This window comes from Psychrobacillus sp. PGGUH221, assembly GCF_042055255.1.
GTDB lineage: Bacteria > Bacillota > Bacilli > Bacillales_A > Planococcaceae > Psychrobacillus.
Map to the genome: position 1 here is coordinate 93,242 of NZ_JAQMHQ010000003.1, position 23,588 is coordinate 116,829.

The 23,588-nt window shown below is 33.6% G+C and carries 20 protein-coding genes and 1 pseudogene; 18 read left to right on the forward strand and 3 right to left on the reverse strand.

The window, feature by feature from the left end:
- Positions 1–12 precede the first annotated feature (12 nt).
- The 6 genes from PGC35_RS06340 to msrB all read left to right on the forward strand — a co-directional run bounded on the left by PGC35_RS06340 (position 13) and on the right by msrB (position 3,923).
- Complete coding sequence (locus tag PGC35_RS06340) at positions 13–534, forward strand: lysophospholipid acyltransferase family protein (RefSeq protein ID WP_375218566.1); 522 nt, start codon at positions 13–15, stop codon at positions 532–534.
- 150 nt (positions 535–684) lie between these two features.
- Positions 685–1,524: a DegV family protein gene (locus PGC35_RS06345; RefSeq protein WP_375218567.1), complete on the forward strand. Its 840-nt coding sequence runs from the start codon at positions 685–687 to the stop codon at positions 1,522–1,524.
- Positions 1,525–1,582: 58 nt separating this feature from the next.
- Positions 1,583–2,392 carry a GDSL-type esterase/lipase family protein gene (locus PGC35_RS06350; RefSeq protein ID WP_375218568.1) on the forward strand — a complete coding sequence of 270 codons (810 nt, stop codon included), beginning with the start codon at positions 1,583–1,585 and terminating at the stop codon, positions 2,390–2,392.
- 13 nt (positions 2,393–2,405) lie between these two features.
- The gene (locus PGC35_RS06355; protein ID WP_056829717.1) at positions 2,406–2,978 is read left to right on the forward strand and encodes a YpmS family protein; all 573 of its coding nucleotides are present in this window, start codon (positions 2,406–2,408) and stop codon (positions 2,976–2,978) included.
- 13 nt (positions 2,979–2,991) lie between these two features.
- A complete protein-coding gene (gene msrA / locus PGC35_RS06360) occupies positions 2,992–3,507 on the forward strand; it encodes a peptide-methionine (S)-S-oxide reductase MsrA (RefSeq protein ID WP_375218569.1) in 516 nt (171 codons plus the stop codon).
- A 5-nt stretch (positions 3,508–3,512) separates the two neighbouring features.
- The gene (msrB, locus tag PGC35_RS06365) at positions 3,513–3,923 is read left to right on the forward strand and encodes a peptide-methionine (R)-S-oxide reductase MsrB (protein WP_056829719.1); all 411 of its coding nucleotides are present in this window, start codon (positions 3,513–3,515) and stop codon (positions 3,921–3,923) included.
- A gap of 163 nt (positions 3,924–4,086) precedes the next feature.
- Here the strand turns inward: msrB and PGC35_RS06370 are convergent, their stop codons facing one another.
- Complete coding sequence (locus tag PGC35_RS06370) at positions 4,087–5,946, reverse strand: methyl-accepting chemotaxis protein (RefSeq protein WP_375218570.1); 1,860 nt, start codon at positions 5,944–5,946, stop codon at positions 4,087–4,089.
- A gap of 121 nt (positions 5,947–6,067) precedes the next feature.
- On the opposite strand from PGC35_RS06370, the gene PGC35_RS06375 reads away from it, so the two are divergent.
- From PGC35_RS06375 to PGC35_RS06405, 7 genes are all read left to right on the forward strand, one after another.
- Entirely contained in the window at positions 6,068–6,289 is a 222-nt protein-coding gene (locus PGC35_RS06375; RefSeq protein ID WP_053589631.1) for a YozE family protein, read from the forward strand.
- A gap of 70 nt (positions 6,290–6,359) precedes the next feature.
- Positions 6,360–7,064 (forward strand): purine-nucleoside phosphorylase, encoded by a 705-nt coding sequence (deoD, locus tag PGC35_RS06380; RefSeq protein WP_053589630.1) that lies wholly within the window; start codon positions 6,360–6,362, stop codon positions 7,062–7,064.
- Positions 7,065–7,173: 109 nt separating this feature from the next.
- Positions 7,174–8,655, forward strand: coding sequence for a S41 family peptidase (locus PGC35_RS06385; RefSeq protein WP_056830295.1), 1,482 nt, complete (start codon positions 7,174–7,176; stop codon positions 8,653–8,655).
- A gap of 221 nt (positions 8,656–8,876) precedes the next feature.
- Positions 8,877–9,779: a CobW family GTP-binding protein gene (locus PGC35_RS06390; RefSeq protein WP_375218571.1), complete on the forward strand. Its 903-nt coding sequence runs from the start codon at positions 8,877–8,879 to the stop codon at positions 9,777–9,779.
- Positions 9,776–10,036, forward strand: coding sequence for a hypothetical protein (locus PGC35_RS06395; RefSeq protein ID WP_375218572.1), 261 nt, complete (start codon positions 9,776–9,778; stop codon positions 10,034–10,036). The genes PGC35_RS06390 and PGC35_RS06395 overlap by 4 nt, the downstream gene beginning before the upstream one ends.
- A gap of 159 nt (positions 10,037–10,195) precedes the next feature.
- Positions 10,196–11,071, forward strand: coding sequence for a CAP domain-containing protein (locus PGC35_RS06400; protein WP_375218573.1), 876 nt, complete (start codon positions 10,196–10,198; stop codon positions 11,069–11,071).
- A gap of 757 nt (positions 11,072–11,828) precedes the next feature.
- Positions 11,829–12,476 carry a CAP domain-containing protein gene (locus PGC35_RS06405; RefSeq protein WP_375218574.1) on the forward strand — a complete coding sequence of 216 codons (648 nt, stop codon included), beginning with the start codon at positions 11,829–11,831 and terminating at the stop codon, positions 12,474–12,476.
- Between the two features lie 11 nt (positions 12,477–12,487).
- Here PGC35_RS06405 and PGC35_RS06410 read toward each other — a convergent pair.
- Positions 12,488–13,842 (reverse strand): annotated as a pseudogene (locus tag PGC35_RS06410) (MATE family efflux transporter).
- Positions 13,843–13,887: 45 nt separating this feature from the next.
- Between PGC35_RS06410 and PGC35_RS06415 the strand changes: the two are divergent.
- Positions 13,888–14,964, forward strand: a complete 1,077-nt coding sequence (locus PGC35_RS06415) for an undecaprenyldiphospho-muramoylpentapeptide beta-N-acetylglucosaminyltransferase (protein ID WP_375218575.1) — start codon at positions 13,888–13,890, stop codon at positions 14,962–14,964.
- Between the two features lie 890 nt (positions 14,965–15,854).
- On the opposite strand, the gene PGC35_RS06420 is transcribed toward PGC35_RS06415, so the two are convergent.
- Positions 15,855–16,400 carry a GNAT family N-acetyltransferase gene (locus PGC35_RS06420; protein WP_053589624.1) on the reverse strand — a complete coding sequence of 182 codons (546 nt, stop codon included), beginning with the start codon at positions 16,398–16,400 and terminating at the stop codon, positions 15,855–15,857.
- Between the two features lie 428 nt (positions 16,401–16,828).
- Here PGC35_RS06420 and PGC35_RS06425 point away from each other — a divergent pair, with 428 nt between their 5' ends.
- From PGC35_RS06425 to PGC35_RS06440, 4 genes are all read left to right on the forward strand, one after another.
- Positions 16,829–18,412 (forward strand): diguanylate cyclase domain-containing protein, encoded by a 1,584-nt coding sequence (locus PGC35_RS06425; RefSeq protein WP_375218576.1) that lies wholly within the window; start codon positions 16,829–16,831, stop codon positions 18,410–18,412.
- Between the two features lie 34 nt (positions 18,413–18,446).
- A complete protein-coding gene (locus PGC35_RS06430; protein WP_053589622.1) occupies positions 18,447–19,118 on the forward strand; it encodes a response regulator transcription factor in 672 nt (223 codons plus the stop codon).
- Positions 19,115–20,485: a sensor histidine kinase gene (locus tag PGC35_RS06435; RefSeq protein ID WP_375218577.1), complete on the forward strand. Its 1,371-nt coding sequence runs from the start codon at positions 19,115–19,117 to the stop codon at positions 20,483–20,485. Before PGC35_RS06430 ends, PGC35_RS06435 begins: the two co-directional genes overlap by 4 nt.
- A gap of 271 nt (positions 20,486–20,756) precedes the next feature.
- Positions 20,757–23,561 carry a 2-oxoglutarate dehydrogenase E1 component gene (locus PGC35_RS06440; RefSeq protein ID WP_375218578.1) on the forward strand — a complete coding sequence of 935 codons (2,805 nt, stop codon included), beginning with the start codon at positions 20,757–20,759 and terminating at the stop codon, positions 23,559–23,561.
- Positions 23,562–23,588: the final 27 nt, after the last annotated feature.

Genomic DNA, 23,588 nt, shown 5'->3' on the forward strand with positions numbered 1-23,588 from the left:
TATGATGAACTTGTGCAACAAACACCAAAAAGATGGGCTTCTGGAATATTAAAAAGAACAAAAAGTACATTCGAAGTTACTGGTCTAGAAAATATTCCAACAGGACCAGTACTTTTTATAAGCAATCATGAAGGAAATTTTGATATCCCAGCATTATTTACTTATATACCTAAACCTTTTGGATTTATATCCAAAATAGAAGTGAAGAAAATTCCATTAATAGCAAAGTGGATGACTGAGATGAACTGCATTTTTTTGGACCGAACTGACAGAAGAAGCGCTTATGAGTCTATAAATGAAACTGTGAAGCAACTTAGAACTGGCCATTCTATTTTAATGTTTCCAGAAGGGACGAGAAACAAAGGTAATGGACTCGGAGAATTTAAATCAGGATTTGTTCGAATCGCTAAGGATGCAGGAATACCTATTGTACCTATTGTTATACAAGGTACATCAAATATTATGGAGAAAAATAACAACAAAATTCCTGCGACAAAAGTTCAAATTTCGATACTGCCATCATATAGTGTATAAAGTATTCAAATGAATGATTCTAAAATTGTCTTAGAAGAGGTTTATTCTATTATTAGTAACCGTTACTTTGAAATGAATTTAAATAGCAAATAGTTTACATAACGCTTCACTTCTTCTTATAATAAAGATATATAGGAAGGAAGGGATCATGTGTCTAAAATTCATATTGTAACGGATTCAACAGCTGATTTATCAAAAGAGCTGATTGAAGCCTTCAATATTCATGTAGTACCACTAACGATACAAATTGATGGTGAATCATATACCGATGGTGTAGATATAAATCCAGAAGAGTTTTTAGAAAAAATGGCATCATCAAAGGATTTACCAAAGTCTTCTCAACCTGCAGTAGGTGTTTTTAAAGAGCTGTATGATAGGTTAGGAGAAAATGGAGATCAAATATTATCTATACATATGACAGGTGGAATGAGTGGAACAGTTAAATCCGCACAAGCTGCTGCTGAAATGACTGATTCTGATGTAACAGTTTTTGATTCTAAATTTATCTCCTTTGCTTTATCTTTTCAAGTTGAAGAGGCTGCTAAAATGGCTAAAAATGGTGAAAGTTTAGAAGTTATTTTAAATAGAATTGAAAAAATACGGTCAAACACAAATTTATATGTAGTTGTTGATACATTAGATAACTTAGTAAAAGGTGGTCGCATTGGTAAGGGCACTGCAATAATTGGGTCACTACTTTCTATAAAACCGATTGCTAATTTAACAGATGGTGTATATACACCAATTGCAAAAGTAAGAAGTCATAAACAAGTAGTAAGTCATTTGTTTAAACAATTTACAGAAGATACAAAAGGAAAAATAGTAAAAGCTGTTGGGATTTCGCATGCAAATGGATTTTCCATGGCAACACCTTTAATGAAACTAATAGAGGAAACTGGTTTTAAGAATATTCAAGTATCATTTACTTCCCCTGTAATAAGTACACATACAGGTCCAGGGGCTATTGGTTTTATGTATATGACTGATTAACTTACTTAGGAAAAGCAGGGATTTGTCCCTGCTTTTATTTTATCGAAAGGGGATAGGAATGAAGTACGTCCTATATTTATTCTGTATTATTATATTTTTAACCGGTTGTACAAATAAGGAGCAATTTGCTACAGATTTTACCAAAAAAGAAGCGATTTCATTCGAGGAGTATGTAATTCCTTATACTTTTTTTCCTAGAACTATACAATTAGTAGGAATGGGAGATTCTCTAACAAAAGGTGTTGGAGATGAATTAAAAAGAGATGGATATATTGGAAGATTAAAGACAGAACTATTACAATATAAAGGAATAGAAGATGTTATTTTAACCAATACTGCATTAAGAGGTAGAAGAAGCGACCAATTATTAAAACTTATGAATAACGGTGACTTTGATTATGCTATTAGAAACGCTGATATAATAACTATTACGATTGGTGGAAACGATTTGATGAAAATCGTTAAAAAAGAATTATTTAATTTAAAAGTTGAGCCATTCCAAAAGGGACTAAATGCATTCGAGAATAATTATGTGAAAATCATGAAGAAGATTCGAGAGATTAATAGTAATGGTAAAATACTTTTGATAGGAATTTATAACCCTCTAACCGTCGTATCGAACGAAGAGAATGAATTTGAAACAATCATTGAGGAATGGAATAGTACAATCGAAATGATAGCAAAAGAGGACAAAAATGCATGTTACATACCTATTGGCAAGCATTTTGATACAAATGCCAATTTAGTGTATCATACAGACTTTTTTCATCCGAATAGTAAGGGATATCAATTAATGAAAGATTCTATCATAAGCTCCTTAAATAATTGTGGTTTTATTGATGAGCAAAATAGGGAATTGTTGTTTTAGGGAGTTGAGAGAGATGAACAAATGGAAGATTGCATTTTTTTTATTAATACTATTAATAGTAGGGTCAATAATCGGACTTTTTTATTGGATTTCTACTCCATCTGAATCCTCAGATGTCCTATTAGAAACTCCAAATGTTACAGGAAATGTCCTTACAGTTAACGCGACAAAAGAGGATTTTGAAGGACTTGCTAATACTTTTATGAAGAAAGCTATGGAGGGAAAACCGCTTCCGGTGAATTTGACTATAGAAGATCAAGTGATACTATCCTCAGAGTTAACAATTTTCTCAACTGTTCTTCCTGTAAAATTATTCTTTGAACCTTATGTTGAGGAAAATGGGAATATTCGTTTAGAGCAATCTTCTGTAGAAATAGGGCAATTACAGCTTCCTCCGGAAACAGTGCTAAAAGTATTAAAAGATTCAATTCAGTTGCCACAATGGATGATCGTAAAACCGGAAGAAGAGGAAGTTCTTATCCAATTAGCCAGCATACCGATGTCTTCAGGAGTCCGTGTTCGAGCAAAAGAATTGAATTTGGAGGAAGATATCATTACTTTAGAAATAATTATCCCATCTGAGTAAGGAGGAAAAAGAAATGGAAAAAGCAACATTTGCAGGAGGCTGTTTCTGGTGTATGGTGAAGCCATTTGATACTTATGATGGAATTGAACAAGTGATCTCTGGTTATACAGGTGGCCATATTGAAAATCCGACGTATGAACAAGTTTGTTCCAATGCAACCGGTCATTATGAAGCAGTCCAAATAACGTTCAATCCAGAAATATTTCCTTATGAAAAATTATTAGAAATATTTTGGATGAATATTGATCCGACAGATAATAATGGTCAATTTTTCGATAGAGGCTCTTCCTATCAGACAGCCATTTTCTATCATTCTGAGCAACAACGAGTTCAAGCAGAGAAATCAAAAGCAAATTTAGATGCATCAAATAAGTTTCAAACAAAAGTGGCTACCAAAATAATTCCGGCTAAAGAGTTTTATCCAGCCGAAGCTTATCATCAAGATTATTACAAAAAAAATCCTACCCATTATAATCGTTATTATGTTGGATCTGGAAGAGCAGCTTTCAAAGAAAAAAATTGGGGGTAAATATAATGAAAGAAAAATTAACAGACATGCAGTTTTATGTAACGCAACAAAATGGTACAGAGCCTCCTTTTCAAAATGAGTATGATAAGCATTTTGCAGAAGGTATATATGTAGACGTTGTCTCTGGCAAACCTTTGTTTCATTCAAAAGACAAGTATGATGCAGGGTGTGGATGGCCAAGCTTTACTAGACCAATTGAGGATCAAGAGGTTATAGAAAAATTCGATGATAGTCACGGTATGAGAAGAGTAGAAGTAAGAAGTAAAACAGCTGATTCACATTTAGGACATGTCTTTCCAGATGGTCCACAAGAAGAAACAGGACTTCGATATTGCATTAATTCTGCTGCATTACGATTTATTCCTAAAGAAAAGCTTATCGAAGAAGGCTACGAAGAGTATATTAAATTATTTTAAAAGGCACTTTTATTTCAGTTTGTGAGGTCGACTAAGAAGCAACTTATCTTGCGACAAACGCATATCCGTGTTTTGCTTGCTGAAAAATTGTTCTACAAAGCTAATGATAACTTTTACTAATAAAAAGAAGCACAGAAGAGCAATATCTTCTGTGCTTTTATTATTATAACTTAAATTCATTGACAACATTTCTAAGCTCATCTGCTTGATTTGATAACTCTACAGCAGAAGCATTAATTTCTTCCATTGCAGCTGAACCTTCCTGAGCTGCGGCGGCAGATGTTTCTGTATTAGTTGCTGTATTTTCAGCAATCTGATTAACTTCAATGAAAGAAGCAGCAACTTCATGACTAAAGTTAAGCGTTTCTTCAATTTGTTTTACCATTTTATCGATGATTGTAATCGTTTCATTTGTCTGATCCATTATTTGCTCTAATGATGCATTTGTCTCATTTGCTACTTCCACACCACGAATTACATTTTCTACACCTTCATGGTTTTGTTTTACGATGGAAGTAACTTCGGATTGAATGGATGTAACAATTCCTGTAACTTCTTTTGCAGCATTTTGAGATTGCTCAGCAAGTTTACGAACCTCATCGGCAACTACAGCAAAGCCTCGTCCATGTTCTCCTGCTCTAGCAGCTTCAATAGCTGCATTTAGTGCTAGTAGGTTTGTTTGTTCAGCAATTGCAGTAATCGTTTTAATGATGGAAGTGATTTCATACGATTTTGTACCAAGCGCTTGTACAGTTTGAGAAGTGTTAGCCATTGTCTCTTCAATGCTCATCATCACATTAGAAGAGTGTTGTACTGATTCTCCACCTTTACGTGCAGCTGTCATCATTTGATCTGTTGCTTCTTTTACTGCTTGTGCATCATTGTTCAAATACCTTGTTGCTTCTTCTAGTAAATTCATCTTTTGAATAGCAACATTCATACTTCGTATAGTTTGTTCACTTCCTGCAGCGATTTCGTTCGTTGAATCAGCTATAGATTGAATTGTTATTGCTGTTTCATCAGAAGAAGCCATGAGCTCTTGTCCGCTTGCAGAAACATTCTCAGTCAGTAAACTTACACGTTTTACTAAATCTGCGATAGAGGCGATTAAAACGTTTGTGCTTTCAGCAATTTCAGCAAATTCATCTTTTGATCTAACTTTTACTCTTCTAGTCAAGTCACCGCCAGCTTGAGCTATATCTAATATAGATCGGTTAATAGAATTCGTACTACGTTTGATGGAATAGAATAAGTAAATACCAAAAGATAATGTTAAAGCAACTGAGAATACCGTTAGAGCAATGAACAAATACATTGCTGTATTATTTTCCTTTTTTAATAGGGCAATTTGATTCGCATTTTTTTTGGCTAGTAGTTCGTTCATTGAAGCTATATGTACATCAATATAATTCATTGCAGTTTTCCCGTTACCTGCGTTTACTAGTTTTTGTGCAGATTCAATGCCTTGCTCATCTCGGATATTAATTACACGATCTGAATATTGTAGGTAGGTTGTAAAAAACTGATCAATTGATAATATTTTTTGTAATTCCTCTGGTCGATTTCTATAAGTTTTATTCAATTCTTTAATGTGTGTAATGATTGCATCTTTATATTTCTTATGACTTGCCATATAATTTGACTTACCGGTTATGATATAGCTCTGTTCTGCGTTAGCTAGTTGAGCAATTTCCGTTGAAATTTGATTTACCATCATTTGTTCTTTAATATCTACGTTTGTAAATTTCTCGAGAGCTTTTTGAGATGTATACATCTTATTAGAGGTCAATACTAACATGGATATTAAGATTACAATTAGCACTGAAAAGATAATAATTACTCTACCTCTAATTGAGTTTACAATATTCTTTTTGGAAGAGATGGAAGTGAAATTTTTCGTTTTTTTGTTTTTACTAAATAAATTTAATGAAGGTATTTTCTTAATCTTTAAGGTTTTCTTTTCTTTTTTATTCTTTTTTGTTGAATTCATAGGCTTAATTTTTTTATTGAACCTCTTTAACAATCATACCAACCCCTTTATTTGTAATGCTTTTTGATTACTTTAAAGTTTACTTGTTTTAGATAGAATTATCTACATGTTTTTTTGAAATCTATGACTTCATGACTAAAGTTGGAGGTGTAATATGAAACAATCATTTTATTTATATGTTTTAAAATACCGAGGAGGAGGAAAGAAGGATAAAAAGAGTTTGTTTGCAGAAACGATGTTTAATCAACATGATTTTCCAAAAGCAGAGACTTCATTTGATGCGCTCTCTAAGTATATTGAAGAACTTGCACATCCTGATATGAGTGCGACAGTTTTTGATGAACTTTGGGAGTCATATTATGAAGCGGTACGCTAGCAATATCGTTGCATTTAAACTAAAAAAACGGTATCATTAAGCCGAAACGTTATAGAAATGAGGTATTTAAATGAGTATACACATTGGAGCAAAAAAAGGTGAAATTGCAGATACAATTTTACTACCCGGAGATCCACTTCGTGCTAAATATATTGCAGAAACATTTTTAGAAGATGTTGTCCAATATAATGAGGTTCGTAACATGTTTGGATATACTGGTACATATAAGGGAAAAAGAATTTCAGTACAAGGTACTGGGATGGGCGTGCCTTCTATTTCAATTTATGTTCATGAATTAATGAATGATTATGATGTACAAAAATTGATTCGTGTAGGTACATGTGGAGCAATACAAAAAGACGTGAAGGTACGTGACGTTATTCTTGCTCAAAGTGCTTCAACAGATTCTACATTAAACAAAGTTTTATTAGATGATGTAAGCTATGCTCCAACTGCAGATTTCGATTTATTATATAAAGCATATAATGCTGGAAAAGAAGCAGGGTTAAATTTAAGAGTAGGTAATGTTTTTACGGCAGATTTATTCTATAACGAAAATGCGCAAAATGAAAAATGGGCAAGTTATGGTGTATTAGCAGTGGAAATGGAATCAGCTGCACTTTATACTTTAGCTGCTAAATTTGGTCGTCAAGCTCTTTCAGTTCTAACTGTAAGCGATCATATTATTACAGGTGAAGCAACGACATCTGAAGAACGTCAAACTACGTTCAACGATATGGTAGTTGTTGCGTTAGAAGCAGCTATTCAAGACTAACCTGTCTTTTTCGAAGAGTTTACTTCTTAACTAGATTATCTTGATAAATAGACTGTCATGGAGATGACAGTCTATTTTATAAGATTTTTGGAAGAAAAGGGTGAAAAATTTGGACGAACAAAAACAATCAAATGATGAAGTGGAATCTACTGAAGAGAAACCTGCATCACGTTATATAAAGATAAAGCCATTTGGTTTTTTCGTAATGATTTTAGCATTAATTGTCGCAACAGCTGCACTAACGATGATGATTTTAAATGTTAGCAAAAGTAATGTCCTAGGCGAAGAATTACCCGAGTCAGAAAGAACTGAGTTCTCTAAACTTTATATGGCATATGATAAGTTAAAAGAAGAATACTATAAAGATATTGATCAAGATTCAGTAGTTAACGGTGCCATTAATGGAATGATTGATGCACTAGAAGATCCATATTCTGATTATATGAATAAAGAAGAAGCCTCCCAGTTTAATGAGAGTATATCTTCTAGCTTCCAAGGGATTGGTGCAGAGATTCAAGAAAGAGATGGTGTGATCACTGTAGTATCTCCTATTAAGAATTCTCCAGCCGAAAAAGCAGGGATATTGCCTAATGACAAAATTCTTGCAGTAGATGGAAAAGATATAAAAGGATATACTGCTTCTGAAGCCGTACTTCTAATACGTGGTAGTAAAGGTACAGAAGTTACACTTTCCATACAACGTGGAGAAAGTGAAACAATGGATATTAAAATAGTTCGTGATGATATTCCAATCGAAACGGTTTATGCTGAAATGGTTGGTGATAATGTTGCACATATTATTATTTCTAGCTTCTCTAGAGACACATATGATGAACTTTTGACCGCTATTAGCGAGATGGAAAATCAAGGAATGAAGGCATTGGTTATTGATGTTCGTCAAAACCCAGGTGGTCTTCTTGATAGTGCTATTGATATCTCTAATCTTTTCTTAAAAGATGGAAAGTCAATCGTCCAAATACAAGAAAAAGGAAAACCGTTTGTTTATTCAGCTTCTCCAGGTGAGAAAGTTAAAGTGCCAGTATCCTTGATCATTGATGAAGGTAGTGCATCCGCATCAGAAATTTTAGCTGGCGCATTAAGTGAATCTGCAGATATCCCATTAGTAGGTTTAAATTCATTTGGTAAAGGTACAGTTCAATCAGTTAATGATTTACCAGATGGATCGAACATTAAAATTACGACTGCTAAATGGTTAACACCTGACGGTAATTGGATACATGAGAAAGGGATAGCCCCTGATTATGCTGTCGAATACCCATCCTATGCAATGCTTGCACCATTAGATCCTGCTGAAACTTTAAAAGAAGGCCAATCTTCCGAAGTTATTCAAAATGCTAAAGAAATGTTAAAAGCAGTTGGATATGAAGTTGGTGAAATAAACGAAAACTTCGATAATCAAATGACTACAGCAGTGAAAAAATTCCAAGCTGAAAACAAGCTTGAATCAACTGGTGAACTATCAGGAGAAACTTCTTATTTATTAATGGATAAACTTCGTGCAAAAGTATTAGAAGATGATCCACAATTACAAAAAGCTAAAGAAGTTGTTTTGGAGCTTCTGAATAAGTAAAAGTAAAGCTGACCTTCATAGGTCAGCTTTTTAAATGAAAGCTCAGTTATTCAGATTTGCATCTTGATAGCCGGATGAACGGTCCTATGAGACAGTAAGTTACTTTTTCTCTTGCGGTCTAGCGTATAAGCTCAAAGTCGAATTGATTCAATAATCTTGTATGATTGTAATTTAACAATAGCAAAGTTTAACATAGCTGAAATGAAAGGAGAAAACATAAAATGAAAGATGTTTATCTATTAAGTGGCTTTTTAGGAAGCGGAAAGACCTCCTTATTATCACATTTAATTGCTCAATTTAAAGAAGAGGGTATTAAACCTGCAGTCATTATGAACGAGTTAGGGAAGCTTAATTTCGATAGCAGAGCTGTAGATGAAGATATACCTTTAAAAGAAATGTTGGAAGGATGCATATGCTGTACAGGATCTGAAAAGATGGAAGCACAGCTTCAAATGCTTTTAGAAGGAGAGGAATTTGATGTCTTAATAATAGAGACAACAGGTGCTGCTCATCCCGTTGAAGCGATGGATGCAGTTTTTTCACCTTTATTTGCAAATAAGTTAAATATGAAAGGGATTATAACAGTTGCGGATTGTAAGAGATGGATAGATCGTGATCACTTGACGCCTCAAACTAGAATGTTGTTTTTAGAACAAATACGACACGCCCATCTAATAGTAGCAAACAAAATTGATTTACTCAGTGATTCGGAAGTAGCAACTGTCACTATGCAATTACAGTCTTTAAATAGTTCTGCTCCGATTATACAAACATCCAATAGTAAACTTCCATTATCATTAATAAAAAAGCTAGAAGCTACTCACCATGAGAAAGACATTAACGAAACAGCTCTAGGTAAACAACTATTTCTGTCTACCCGTCTATATACTTTTCAAGAGGCAGTTGAACAAGAAGAGTTTGAGACTTGGGTAAGAAGTCTCCCTGATACGGTATATCGGATGAAAGGCTATGTACCATTAAAAGGTCATAAATATCCTTTTCTATTTCAGTATGCATATGGAATGGTTCAATGGATACCTGAGTACATGAAGATGGATCCTCAGATCGTTATTATCGGAGATAAAATTGATAAACTCGAGATGATGGGAAGTGTTTCAAAATGATAAAGGCTTTTCAACAATTATATAAAGGAAGAATTGCTCTAGAAAAAATTCAAACAGAGGACGAGATTCGTCTTGTTATAAACAGTGAGTTAAAAGATGAATTTACTCATCCTAGAGCAAGGTTATCTTCAGTAAAAAAGTATCAACTTGCGATTCAACGTATACAAGGTAGTGAGCTTAGTGAAGAAGATAAACATGTCTTATTATCTGTCTATGAAGAGGAGTATTTAAAAGTGTCAACAGCGAATGATGTGTAAATTTTAATTTTATTGGTCATTATATCCAAAAGTAATCAAATAGTACTCTATTTCTATCAATATATTTTAATCTAATGGTTTTGTTGGTAAATGTTATGTGAAAAATTTCTCCTCTTTTATGTTTACAATAAGGGTGCACAAAAGAAGGAGGAAATGAGAATGAATAAAAAAAATTCAATCATAGTTGGATTACTTGCAGGAAGCTTGTTTTTATCTACAAATACAGCTGAAGCATCAACAACAACTGGAAATTCAAACACCACTTCCGAGGCAAAAGCAGTTGTTAATTATCAATTGAAGTCTCCATATAAATTAATAAATCAATATAATTGGAGAGCATACGATAACTTTAAATATGTAGCTAATGCTAAATTAGTTGCAAATGAAATTGTTGCTAAATACTTTGTCAATATGGAAGAAGAAAAAGCAGCTGAAAAACCAGTTGTGAAAGAAAAAGAACCAGTAGTAGAAAAACCGGTAGTAGAAAAACCAGTTGTAACAGAGAAGCAGCCAGCAGAAAAACCTGTTGTAACAGAGAAGCAACCAGTAGAAAAACCAAATGTTCCTGTTAAAAAACCAGTTGCACAAGCACCAACAAATACAGTAAAAGAACCAATAGTACAAAAACCAGCTACAGAAAATAAAGAAGAAGTGAAAGTATCTTCTGAAATTCAACAAGTTGTAGATTTAACTAACCAAGAACGTGCTAAACAAGGTTTAAAAGCATTACAAATCGATACGAAATTAACACAATCAGCTCAAGCAAAATCACAAGACATGAAAGACAAAAACTATTTTTCTCATACTAGTCCAACATACGGTTCACCATTTGATCAAATGAAATCTTTTGGTGTAACATACAAAGCGGCCGGAGAAAATATTGCGATGGGTCAACGTAGTGCAAAAGAAGTAGTTGACGGATGGATGAATTCACCAGGCCACAGAGAAAATATTATGAATCCTTCTTATACACATATCGGAGTTGGATTATCAGATAGTGGATACTATTGGACTCAGCAATTTATAGGTAAGTAATGAAGTGAAACCTACCAAGATTAGGGACTGACTCCTAATAATAGAGATAGGGAATAATACATCTTTTTAAACAACCAGTTGACGGTAATTACACCGGCGACTGGTTGTTTATTTTTTTGAGTGCGTATATTGTTAAAAATTTAAATAATATGGGCAAGTGCCCTATAGTGTGTTTCAAGTGTTCGAGATAGAATGTTTCCGACTTTAATGATGTGTGAAACGATTTAACGGAGGCATGATCAGTGGGCTAGCATCCAGCTCATAATAATGCCTTTTTAACTTTTTGTTGATATGCATATGTAAAACGATTCCTGATGACTGGGCAATGTAAAATCTCTTGGCAAAGTAGGTAACTGGTCCAGTGAATCAAATAGAAATAAAACCGCATCTAATTAATGAGTTGTGTTCTATTTCGAATGTTTAATTCTTTTATTCCTTATTTCATTGGCAATCGTAAATTTACTGCTATTATTTCTGCTTGTTAACTTGGTTTTAGATATTACATTCCAGTTCTTCAACTCAATGTTTTTTTAATCTCAAACTATTAGGTCAGTCCCTTAATATTTTTTATATAAAACTGTCAACAGTGTTTGAGATGAAATATTTCTAAACTGTGGTTATAATATCCATCTATTTGTAGAGGGATAGTTGATGCTATCTAGTTATCTGTCTTAATGGTTTCAATGGAATATTTTATAATACTTATTTGTTTTTTCATATGTTTATAATAGTGGAGCAAAAGAAGGAGGAATAGAAAATGAATAAAAATTATTCATTAATTGTTGGATTACTTGCAGGAAGTCTGTTATTTACAACTCAATCTGTTGAAGCTTCTATGTCCACGGGAAATTCAAATTCAAATACTACTTCAGAAGCTAATATTTCTGTAAAACAAAAAGGGAATGAACCTTTTTCATATATAAATAAAAATAACCAACCAATCGAAAGTACGAAACAAAATCCTGTAACACCAAATCAGGAAGCTAGTACTCAAAAGTCTGGAACAACTGCAAATGATATTGGACAAGTATCTTCAACAGTTCAACAAGTTGTGGATTTAACTAACCAAGAACGTGCTAAAGAAGGATTAAAAGCGTTACAAATTGATGTAAAGCTTACCCAATCAGCACAGGAAAAATCACAGGATATGAAAAATAAAAACTATTTTTCTCATACTAGTCCAACGTACGGTTCACCATTCGATCAAATGAAAGCTTTAGGAATCACTTATAATACTGCGGGTGAAAACATTGCTATGGGTCAACCAAGTGCTGAAGAGGTAGTGGATGCATGGATGAAATCTCCAGGTCATAGAGAAAATATAATGAATCCATCCTTTACACATATAGGCGTTGGATTATCAGATAGTGGTTTTTATTGGACACAACAATTTATAGGAAAATAAAAACGACGCTTTTAAGCGTCGTTTTTTGTTATTTTTTTTTGTAAATAGATAAGTCTTGAACAGAGCGTGATAGCCCCTAATGTTAATCCTACGATTAAACCTATCCAATATCCAAAGCGTTCAAAAGAAGTATAGTTTGCTAGTATGTATCCAGTAGGCAATCCTATTATCCAATAAGAAACAATTGACATAATGAATGTGATTGTTACATCCTTGTATCCTCTAAGTGCTCCTTGAACAGGTGCTTGGATTGCATCTGATAATTGAAATAACGCAGCAAAAAAGAAAAATTGAATAGTTAATGTGATTACAGCTTGATCATTTGTATAAATAGATGCTATTTGCTCTTTAAACAAGAGAAGTATAGATGCGGATATAAAGCTGAATAGGACGGCTGTAACTACGCTAAGCCAGCTATAAGTTTTGGCATCTTTATATCTATTTGCACCTACTTCATGCCCAACAAGTATTGTAGCTCCCATCGCAATACTTAATGGAATCATATAAAGTAGGGAAGTAAAGTTCATAGCAATCTGATGAGCTGATATCACTTCTGTTGAATAAGCACTCATAAATAACGTGACAGCAGAAAAAATGGTTGTTTCTGCAAAAATGGAAATACCAATGGAAAACCAATCTTAGTAATCGATCCAATTTTTTGTAAGGAAGGCGCTCTCCATCCATTAAAAATATGTAACTCAGCAAATGGTTTATTACGATACACGATCACTATTGAAATAAGGAATATTAACCAATAAGTAAGTGCCGATGCTAATCCAGCACCCACGCCTCCTAAAGCAGGCATTCCTAACTTCCCGTAAATGAATACATAATTTAATGCAATGTTGATGGGAGCAGATAAAAGAGTAATAACCATGGATACTCGTGTTTTTCCTAAAGCATCAATAAAAGAGCGAATAACACTATAAAGGAATAGTGGAACAAGACCAATACTCATCATATATAAATATTTCTTTGCTACTTCGCGTACACTATCCTCGAGGGATATACGCTGAAGAACAGGATCAATTAATAATAGGACAGCAATAAAAATTATGATTGCTAACAAGAGAGCTATATAAAATCCTTGCTGTACAAAAATACGGACTTCTTCCTTCTTTTTTGCTCCTATTAATTGTGCTACAATTGGCGTAATGCCTAATAATATACCGGTAAGACCAGTATATACAGGCACCCAAAGAGATGAACCTATCGAAACACCTGCTAAATGATCAATACTAAATTTTCCAGTCATTAATACATCAAAAAATGTCAATAAATATAGTGCTAATTGTGTGATTAAAATAGGTAAGACTATTTTAATCATTTGAATCATTTTGTCAGATAATGTTTTCGTTTCTTGCATTTTGCATACATCCTTTAAAGTTATAAAATAGTTAGGAGATTATTAATGAATAATAACACAATTGTATTAACAGGTGGAGGTACTGCAGGGCATGTTTCATTAAATGAAGCAATTATTCCTGAATTAATAGAAAAAGGCTATGAACTACATTATATAGGTTCTTCAGATGGAATAGAGAAATCGATTATAACTAAAAGTTTCCCATCGTTACCGTATCAAGCTATTTCAAATGGCAAACTAAGAAGATACTTTTCCATTAAAAATTTTTCCGATCCTTTTAAGGTCCTTTATGGAACACTTCAAGCGACAAGAATCATTAAAAAAGTCAAACCATCACTCATTTTTTCTAAAGGGGGATTTGTCTCTGTTCCTGTCGTAATAGCAGCAAAATTCGCTAACATACCAGTAGTTATACATGAATCGGATATAACACCTGGACTTGCAAATAAAATTGCCAGCTCCTTCGCAAAACACATTTTTACTACATTTGAAGAAACATTGAAATACCTTCCTGCAGAAAAGGCATCATCTATCGGAGCGATTATTCGACCAGATTTGTTTAATGGAAACGAATTAATCGCAGAGCAGCTGACTGGGTTTAAAGCATACAAAGAGACTATTATTATAATGGGTGGTAGCCAGGGAGCAGCTAAAATAAACGAAGCCATTTACGACAATTTAGATGAGTTAACGAAAAAATATCAAATCATACATCTTTGTGGTAAAGGTAACTTAAATGCATTACTAACAGGAAAACCAAATTATATTGCATTCGAATATGTCACAACTGAGCTTCCTCATTTATTAAAGATTTCAGATTATGTTATTACGCGAGCAGGATCAAATTCTATATTTGAATTTTTAGCTTTAAAAAAACCAATGCTTTTAATTCCTTTATCGATTCATGCAAGTAGGGGAGATCAATTACTAAATGCGAACTATTTTGAGAATCAAGGATTCGGAATTGTATTAGAAGAGGAACACTTAACACAACAATCATTTCTAGAATCGATTACAAAGCTAGTTAACGCTAAGGAAACAATTATAAATAAACAAAAAGCTGCAAATTCTCCTAAAACTCCAAGCCAATTTGTTGAAATTCTTTTATCGCATAAAAAATAAGATTCTGATATTTATTACGGTTGATTTTAAAATTTTGATATTCCTAATCGCAGAGTACTTATAGGATGTATTTCAGCAATTTGGAGAGTAGAATTTAGAATCACGGATGTGTGTTCGTGCATACGCTTTGCATGACCCTCCCGGTTTGAGTATCTCCATTGTTACTATCTCATCCTTTACGAAGGTCACTGAAAAAGTCTATAGAATTTATCTTTACTAAATAATGTCGTCCGATAAATAAGAAAATCGTTGAAACGGCTCCCTTTCCGCGGGCGTTGCCTTAGCCTCCTCGGCCAACACGATGTTGGTCATGCAATCGTTGCCGCAGGATGCGGCGAACTTAGATTGCCTTCCCCTCAACTGCGGGGTCTTCGGCTCACGCTATTCCCGCAGGAGTGTCGCCTTTTTCAACGATTTTCTATAAATAGTAATTGAAAAAACTTAAGATATAAAAGCTTGCTCTATTAATGGCATGACGTTTTTTGATTGAAAATCGGATAATAGTTAATTGGAGTGGAAGGCGGCGACTCCAGCCGGAATAGCAAATGTTTTCTGCACCGAAAGCGAAGCGTCAGGTGCATGAGGTGAAGACCCTGGACTGAGCGTGGCGAGGGAAGCGGCTGAAGCCATGCCGGCGGAAAGCGTCCGCCTGGAACGGAAATTGACGGGTCCAAAATAAAATCAAGTATGTGAACAACTTGTTTCACCTACTGTTATTAAATCTCATTTAGGAATTTTTCAGTGCTATTCCTTTCTGGGGGCCTCATTCTTCGCGTTCCTGCGGCTGTGTGAATGCAAGTTTTAACAAAAACAAAAATAAAGAACTCCCGCAATGACAATTTGGCGGGAGTTTTCTATAGAAGCAAGGTCTGTATTTCTATTTCCTTTTATTACATTGCTTGTTCTTCCTCTGTACTTTGTTGTAACATTACTAGATGGAACAAGTCTTTTGGAATATAGTAAAGATCATAAATATCTGACTGGCTATTGATTGCCTCATAAATTTTAGAATGGGTTGTATTTGCTTTAAGAACGTAAGGAAGTTTCTCTGTAGCTCGAATACTTTTGACATTGCTTCTTCGAATACGAAGAAAGATTGTATGAATATCTGTTTCGAAAAACATTTCATTTAAAAACTGTTCTTTTGCTTTTTTATTGTAACCTAGTCCTTGGAATGGTTTTCCGATCCAGGTACCGAGGAATCCAGCTCCGTCTTCTATATCAAATAAGTTTATAGTTCCTATCGGTTGACCATAATCACTGATAATGGTTCTAGAAATCGATAAACCTTTCTCTTCTTCTTCCATTAACTGCTTTGTCATGAACCAATATTCGTCTGCTGAACTAGCTTTTTGACGAACATAAGCAAGAACGCTAGGGTCAGACATTAGTTCGTAAAGCGCAGTGCATTCATGTAAATCACGTTTTCTAATCAAAATAAGTGCCCCCTTAAAGAACCAAAATGAGCATAATCATCCTAGGTTCCCTGAAATTTTTCATTTTAAAATGCATAAAAAATTTCGGGGTAGGAATCGAACCTACTAGGACCAGCTCAAAACTGGTGGCGCACCATTTGCCTTCCCTCGACAAAGCGAACTTTGTCTTATAAAATTATTTGCTTTTATAATATACTAATTTTTTTTCCTTTTGCATAGAGAAATGACTCTAATAATATGTTAATTTTTTGTGAAGGATATTTCCAAAAAAATTGTTAAAATACTTGTAACTTTATCCTTAAATAAATATGATTAAAGGATATGAGAATCAATGCCGATAGGAGATTTTTTGAAATAATGACTGAAGCAGTTATAACTCCAAAACAATTTAGTTACTATATGATTTGTCAGATGATTATATCTTTCTTATGCGGAAATTAGACGATACTTTTATATATGAATGTATTAATAAAAAAGCAGAAGAAGTTTTTTCTGAAAATCCTATTGGAAAAAAATTAGAAGATTGTTTAGAAGAATTTCATTATATGACAATAGTCAACAATTATAAACGAGCTTTCTTGGAAAAGAAGTCTATTTTTTATCAAGATCATTTTTCGATTTCCAATTTAACGCATGTTAATGAAACTACAGCTATCCCTATTTTTGATGGAGAAAATCAATATATTCTCGCCGTTACAAAAAAAGTAGCACGATCTAAGGAAATGCAAGCTTCTACTTATATTTTGGAAAGCTATAAAAAAGGAATCAATGAAGCTGCCTTAGTAGCAATGACCAATGAAAATGGCATAATTGAAATGGTCAATCAAGTTTTTGAAAATACTTGCCAGTTTAAACAAAATGAAATTGTTGGAAAAACATTCCGATTGATAAACTCAAACTTCCATGATGAAAATTTCTTTAGACAAATGTGGAGCACAGTTAAACATGGTAGTATTTGGCGGGGTGAGATTCGTAATCGGACCAAGTCAGGTTCTTTTTATTGGGTAGATGCAAATGTAATACCCATCATGAACGAACATGGTGAAATTGAAAAGTATTTAACAATTCAATTTGATATTACTGAAAAGAAAAGAATTATAGATGAGCTTCGAAACATAGAGCGAACATTTACTCTAATAACAGAATATTCAAATGACCTCATAGCTATTACAGATGAAGAAGGTTATTTACTATATTCTTCACCTAGTCATGAAACTATTCTTCAATATGATAAAGAGGAGCTCCTGGGGACTTATTATCTTAGTCTTATATCAGAAGACAGAGTAGAAGCAGGACATCTATTGCCCTCTATTGATGAAAATAGTATTTATCGAACAGAACTTTTAATGAAGAAGAAGAATGGGAATACTATCTGGGCAGATACTTCAATTACTGAAGTAAAAAGGAACAGAGATGAAGAAGACGAGAAATGGTTTGTTGTAGTTTCAAGAGAAATTACGGAAAAAAGAGAATTAGAAGATAAGTTAAAGTTTATGGCTTATCATGATAGTTTAACTGAACTTCCAAATCGCCGATCGTTTCACCGAGATTTACCAATAGCTATCGACTCTCTAAACGGCGACAATAATATAGCATTGATATATATTGATGGGGATGACTTTAAATCTGTAAATGATCAATTTGGGCATGATGTTGGAGACCAATTTTTAATACGTTTTGCTGAAAAGCTTCAACATTGCGTTAATGGCCAGTTCAATTGCTATAGGCTTGGCGGAGACGAATTCGTTATAATAGTAGATAAAGTAGACGATTATAAAGATGGCAGTAGTGAAAAAATTTTAAAATTGATATACGCTATCCAAGATACGTTAAAAATTGGTTGGATGATAGGAGATCATCTATTTACCCCAACATCATCTATTGGAATATCCATTTATCCACACGATGGGAAAAGCGTTGACGAGTTATTAGATAAAGCAGATCAAGCATTATACGCTGCTAAAAAACTTGGTAAAAATAACTTTCTTTATACGAATGCCGTTCAAAATTAATTTGAACGGCTATTTTAAAAGGTAGGGTTAAAATATGGAATTTCATCTATTAATAATAGAAGACGAAGTGAATATAGCTAAATTTGTTGAATTGGAATTAAAACATGAGGGCTTTAAAGTTACCGTTTGTCATGATGGTAGAGAGGGTATGGAGCTTGCAATTTCAAACCAATATGATTTGCTGTTAGTTGATTTGATGCTACCAAGTTTAAATGGACTTGAAATATGTAGAAGAGTTAGAAAACAAAAAAATACACCAATAATTCTTATAACTGCACGAGACGCAATAATTGATCGTGTTTCTGGGTTGGAAGCTGGTGCTGACGATTACGTTGTTAAACCTTTTGCAATAGAGGAGTTACTCGCAAGAATTCGTGCGGTATTGAGAAGAGTTGCTAATTACACGGAACCCTCTTCTAAGCTAGAAATGGATAAGTTGGTTGTTGATAAGAATGCGCATCAAGTTTTCTATGAAGAAATAGAGGTAGAACTCACTAAGACAGAATATGATATGTTGGTATATCTATTGGAAAATGAAAATAAGGTTTTAACGAGAGATGCAATATTACAAACAGTATGGGGGTATGACACAGAGGTTGAAACTAACGTGGTTGATGTATACATAAGGCATTTAAGAAAGAAGCTGCCTGCTGTTTCTCATATGATTGAAACAGTCAGAGGGGTAGGGTATGTGATGAGAAAATGAAAAATTGGACCCTTCAAAAAAAATGGACTTTTAGTTCAGCTATTTCTATCTTCTTGAGCTTTCTTACGATGTGTGTCATTTTATATTTTTCTCTTTATAATTGGATGCTTATTTCAGAAAAGAAAATAGCACAAAACACCTTAAATGAGGTTGTTCTCTTCATTGAATCAAAAGGGCCTTTTCTAACGATTCAGGATATTAGTAGAAATCGAACACTGTTAAATCAAATTGTGAACCAAAAACAATCTGTTCGTATAATGAACAAAGATGGTATAGAATTGTTACGTATTAATGATGCAAGTGATTTTCCGGAATTCACGTACAATATGGAAGATTTTCAACGCGAAGTAGTAAATGATCAAATTGTTTTCCATAAAATAGAGACACTGAACTTCGGAACATTTTCGGGGTATGTAGAAATTTCTCATGACCTTGAGAATTTTTCTCAGCTTATGAACTATATTTTAATTGCGATGCTATTTTTTGCTGTTATTTCTCTATTATTATCTGCACTAATTGGTTATTCAATTTCTTCTATTTTATTAAAACCTATTAAAGAGTTAAGAAATGAAATGCAAAGAGCAAAAAAGCACAAATTTTTAAAAGAAGTAAGTTTTAATTATTCAACAAATGATGAAATCGGTGAACTTCTACTTATTTATAAACAACTAATGAATGAAGTTTCAGAAACGATTAAAAGGCAAGATGAGTTTATTTATAATGTTTCTCATGAACTTAGAACTCCAATACAAGTTGTGGAAGGACACTTGTCCCTTTTAAATCGTTGGGGAAAGGAAGAACAAGAAGTATTAGAAGAATCGTTATCAATTTCTCTTGTTGAAATTCAAAAAATGAAAAAGCTCATGGAAGAAATGTTGAAGCTTGCAAGAAGAGAGAATTCAAAAGAAACATCTTTAACAAACATATTGGAAGTTATTTGCCAATTAAAAAATGAATATAAGCTTGTACATCCAAATGTTCATATACAAGTAGAAATCGATTCAACCTATGTAGCTTCAATGGAACAAACTGCTTTACTACAAATTTTAAGAAACTTAATGGATAATTCAATTAAGTACAATGAGCATGATCCAATTATAATAATCAAGGGTTATCAAGATGGGTTGTATACAATCCTTACAGTCCAAGATAATGGAATAGGAATTCCAAAAGAACAAGTTTCAAAAATCTTTGATCGATTTTACATTGTGGATGAAGCAAGGACAAAATCAAAGGGTGGTTCTGGTCTTGGTTTAAGTATTGTAAAAATGTTAATGCTTGAATATGGAGGGAAGATTGAAGTAGAAAGTACGACTGGAAAAGGAACAATTTTTCGTCTGTTTTTTCCTAATATTTCAATTAAATAAGTGAAAATAAAATGAGCGATAAAAAATAATTTTAAATTCAAATTAATTTGTGAAAAAGGATTGTATTTTTTTCAGATAGTAGTAAGATGGTAATGGAAAAATCGTTCTTTCAAAAGGTTCTTTATGTCATTGCGAAAGAATGGTAAACTGTAAATGTGCACAAATTGTGTATGTATTTATAAGTTTATATTAATTTTTAGTGTGTAATTATATATTTATAATCATTTTATCATCAGCCATAATAGGCACAAAATGTTGGAGGTTTTTCTAAATGTCGAACAATAAAACACCTTGGTCAGCTTTTTCTGGTCCTAACCTTGGTTATGTAATGGAGCAGTACGATTTATATCTACAATCTCCAGAAGAAGTAGATAATGAATTAGTGAATCTATTTAAACAATACGGAGCTCCTTCTTTAGCTTCATCCTCAGAATCTAATATTCAGGCTTCAAATCTTGCAGTATCTCCGAATAATTTTGATAAAATTATTCGTGCTATTCAACTTGCAGATGCAATTCGTTCACATGGACACTTAGCTGCTAATGTATACCCACTAAATGATGGTCCTAAAAACGAATCCAAAATTGATATAAAAACATACAATCTATCGGAACAAGATTTGATTGAAATCCCAGTAGAATTACTTATTACTAATCCACCAGAAAACGTTAAAAATGGTTTACAAGCTATTGAGCACTTAAAATCAGTATACACAAATAATATTGCGTTTGAATTTGCTCATATTGTAAATTCTGACGAACGTTTATGGTTACAAGAACGAATTGAAAAGGGTGCTATAAAAGGGAACCTTTCAGCAGATGATAAAAAAGAATTATTGAAACGTTTAACTCAAATAGAAGGTTTTGAAAAATTTATTCACCGTACTTTTGTTGGGGCAAAACGATTTTCAGTAGAAGGTCTAGACACATTGGTTGTTCTTATTGAAGAATTAATACGTCAATCAGACGCTACAAATACGAAACAAGTAAATATCGGAATGGCTCACCGTGGACGATTAAATGTGTTAACTCACGTTTTAAATAAGCCTTATGAAATGATGTTCGCTGAATTTGCACATGTACCAAGTGACGCATTCTTACCAAAGGATGGATCTTTAGAAATTTCTAAAGGGTGGTATGGTGATGTTAAATACCATAATGGTGCCTCTTATCGTTCTAAAACTGGTTTAACGGTTAAGTTAGCGTATAATCCATCCCATTTAGAAGTTGTAAGCCCAATTGTCACTGGTCAAACTCGTGCTGCTCAAGAGACTACAAATTCTTCAGGATATCCAGTGCAAGATAAAAATGCAGCATTCGCTATATTAATTCATGGGGATGCGGCTTTTCCTGGTCAAGGAATTGTGACTGAAGTATTAAATTATAGTCGAGTTCGTGGCTTCCAAACGGGTGGATCTATTCACATTATTGCTAATAACATGATAGGGTTTACTACGGAACATTACGATTCTCGTTCCACTAACTATTCTTCAGATCCAGCTAAAGGTTACGAAGTGCCTGTTATTCATGTAAATGCTGATGATCCAGAAGCGGTTATAGCTGTAGCTAAGTTTGCTTATGATTACCGTAAACAGTTTGGAAAAGATATTGTAATTGATTTACTTGGATACCGTCGTTATGGTCATAACGAAATGGATGAACCACTTGTAACTAATCCAGCTATGTACCATATTATTCACAAGCATCCAACAGTTCGTGAAATTTATGGGAAACAATTAGTAGAGGAAAATTTAATACAGGATACAGATGTTAAATCATTAGATCAAGATGTTTTCAGCGGTATGCAAAAGGCATATGATCGTGTGAAAGAACTTCCACAATCAACAGCACATGATATTATTATTCCGGAAGCTGTATTAAATGGCATGCCTGAAATTCAAACTGGGGTACCAGAAAGTCAATTAGCAAAAATTAATGAAGAGCTATTAACTTGGCCAAAAGAATTTACTGCATTTAAAAAACTAGAGAAAATATTAAAACGTCGTGAGGAACCATTTAAAGGAAAAGGTAAAGTAGACTGGGGACATGCAGAAACATTGGCATTCGCTACTATTTTACAAGAAGGAAATTCTATTCGATTAACTGGACAAGATGCACAACGTGGGACTTTCTCTCATAGACATTTAGTTCTTCATGATGAAAAAACAGGTGAAGAGCTAACACCAATTCACAGTATTAGTGATTCAAAAGCATCATTCGTTGTTCACAATAGTCCATTAACTGAGGCTGCAATACTCGGTTATGAGTTTGGATATAACCTGGAAGATAGTAACTCCTTATCCATTTGGGAAGCGCAATATGGTGATTTTGCAAATATGGCACAAGTTATGTTTGATAACTTTATCAGTTCAGCGCGTTCTAAATGGGGATTAAAATCAGGGCTGGTTATGTTACTTCCTCATGGATCTGAGGGCCAAGGTGCTGAACATTCTAGTGCTCGATTAGAACGTTACTTACAGCTTGCTGCAGAAAACAACTGGACAGTAGCTAATCTATCAAGTGCGGCAAACTATTTCCATATTTTGCGCAGACAAGCTAAAATGTTAAAAGAAGAAGCAATTCGTCCATTAATCATTGTTTCTCCGAAATCTCTTTTACGCCATCCTTTAGTAGGGGCAGATGTAGCAGAGTTAACTACTGGTCAATTTGAAACAGTTATCGAACAACCAGGTCTTGGGCAAAATACGAAAAAAGTTGAAAAAATCGTTTTCGCTAGTGGTAAATTGGCAATTGATTTAGCTGATAAAGTAAAAGATGGAAAAGGATATGATTATTTGCATATTGTTCGTATTGAACAAATATATCCATTCCCAGCTGAAAAAATTCAAGCCATTATCGAGCGCTATCCTAACGTAAAACAATTAGTATGGGCACAAGAAGAAACAGAAAATATGGGTTCTTGGAATTTTGCTCTGCCATATTTACTAGATCTAGCTAAAGGAAAAGATATTTCGTACGTTGGGCGGGTTCATCGTTCAAGCCCAGCAGAAGGTGATATTGATACTTATAAGTTAGAACAATCACGCATTATTGAAGAAGCATTAAAAAGCAATTAAGGTAAGGTTAGATAAGAGGAGGAAATT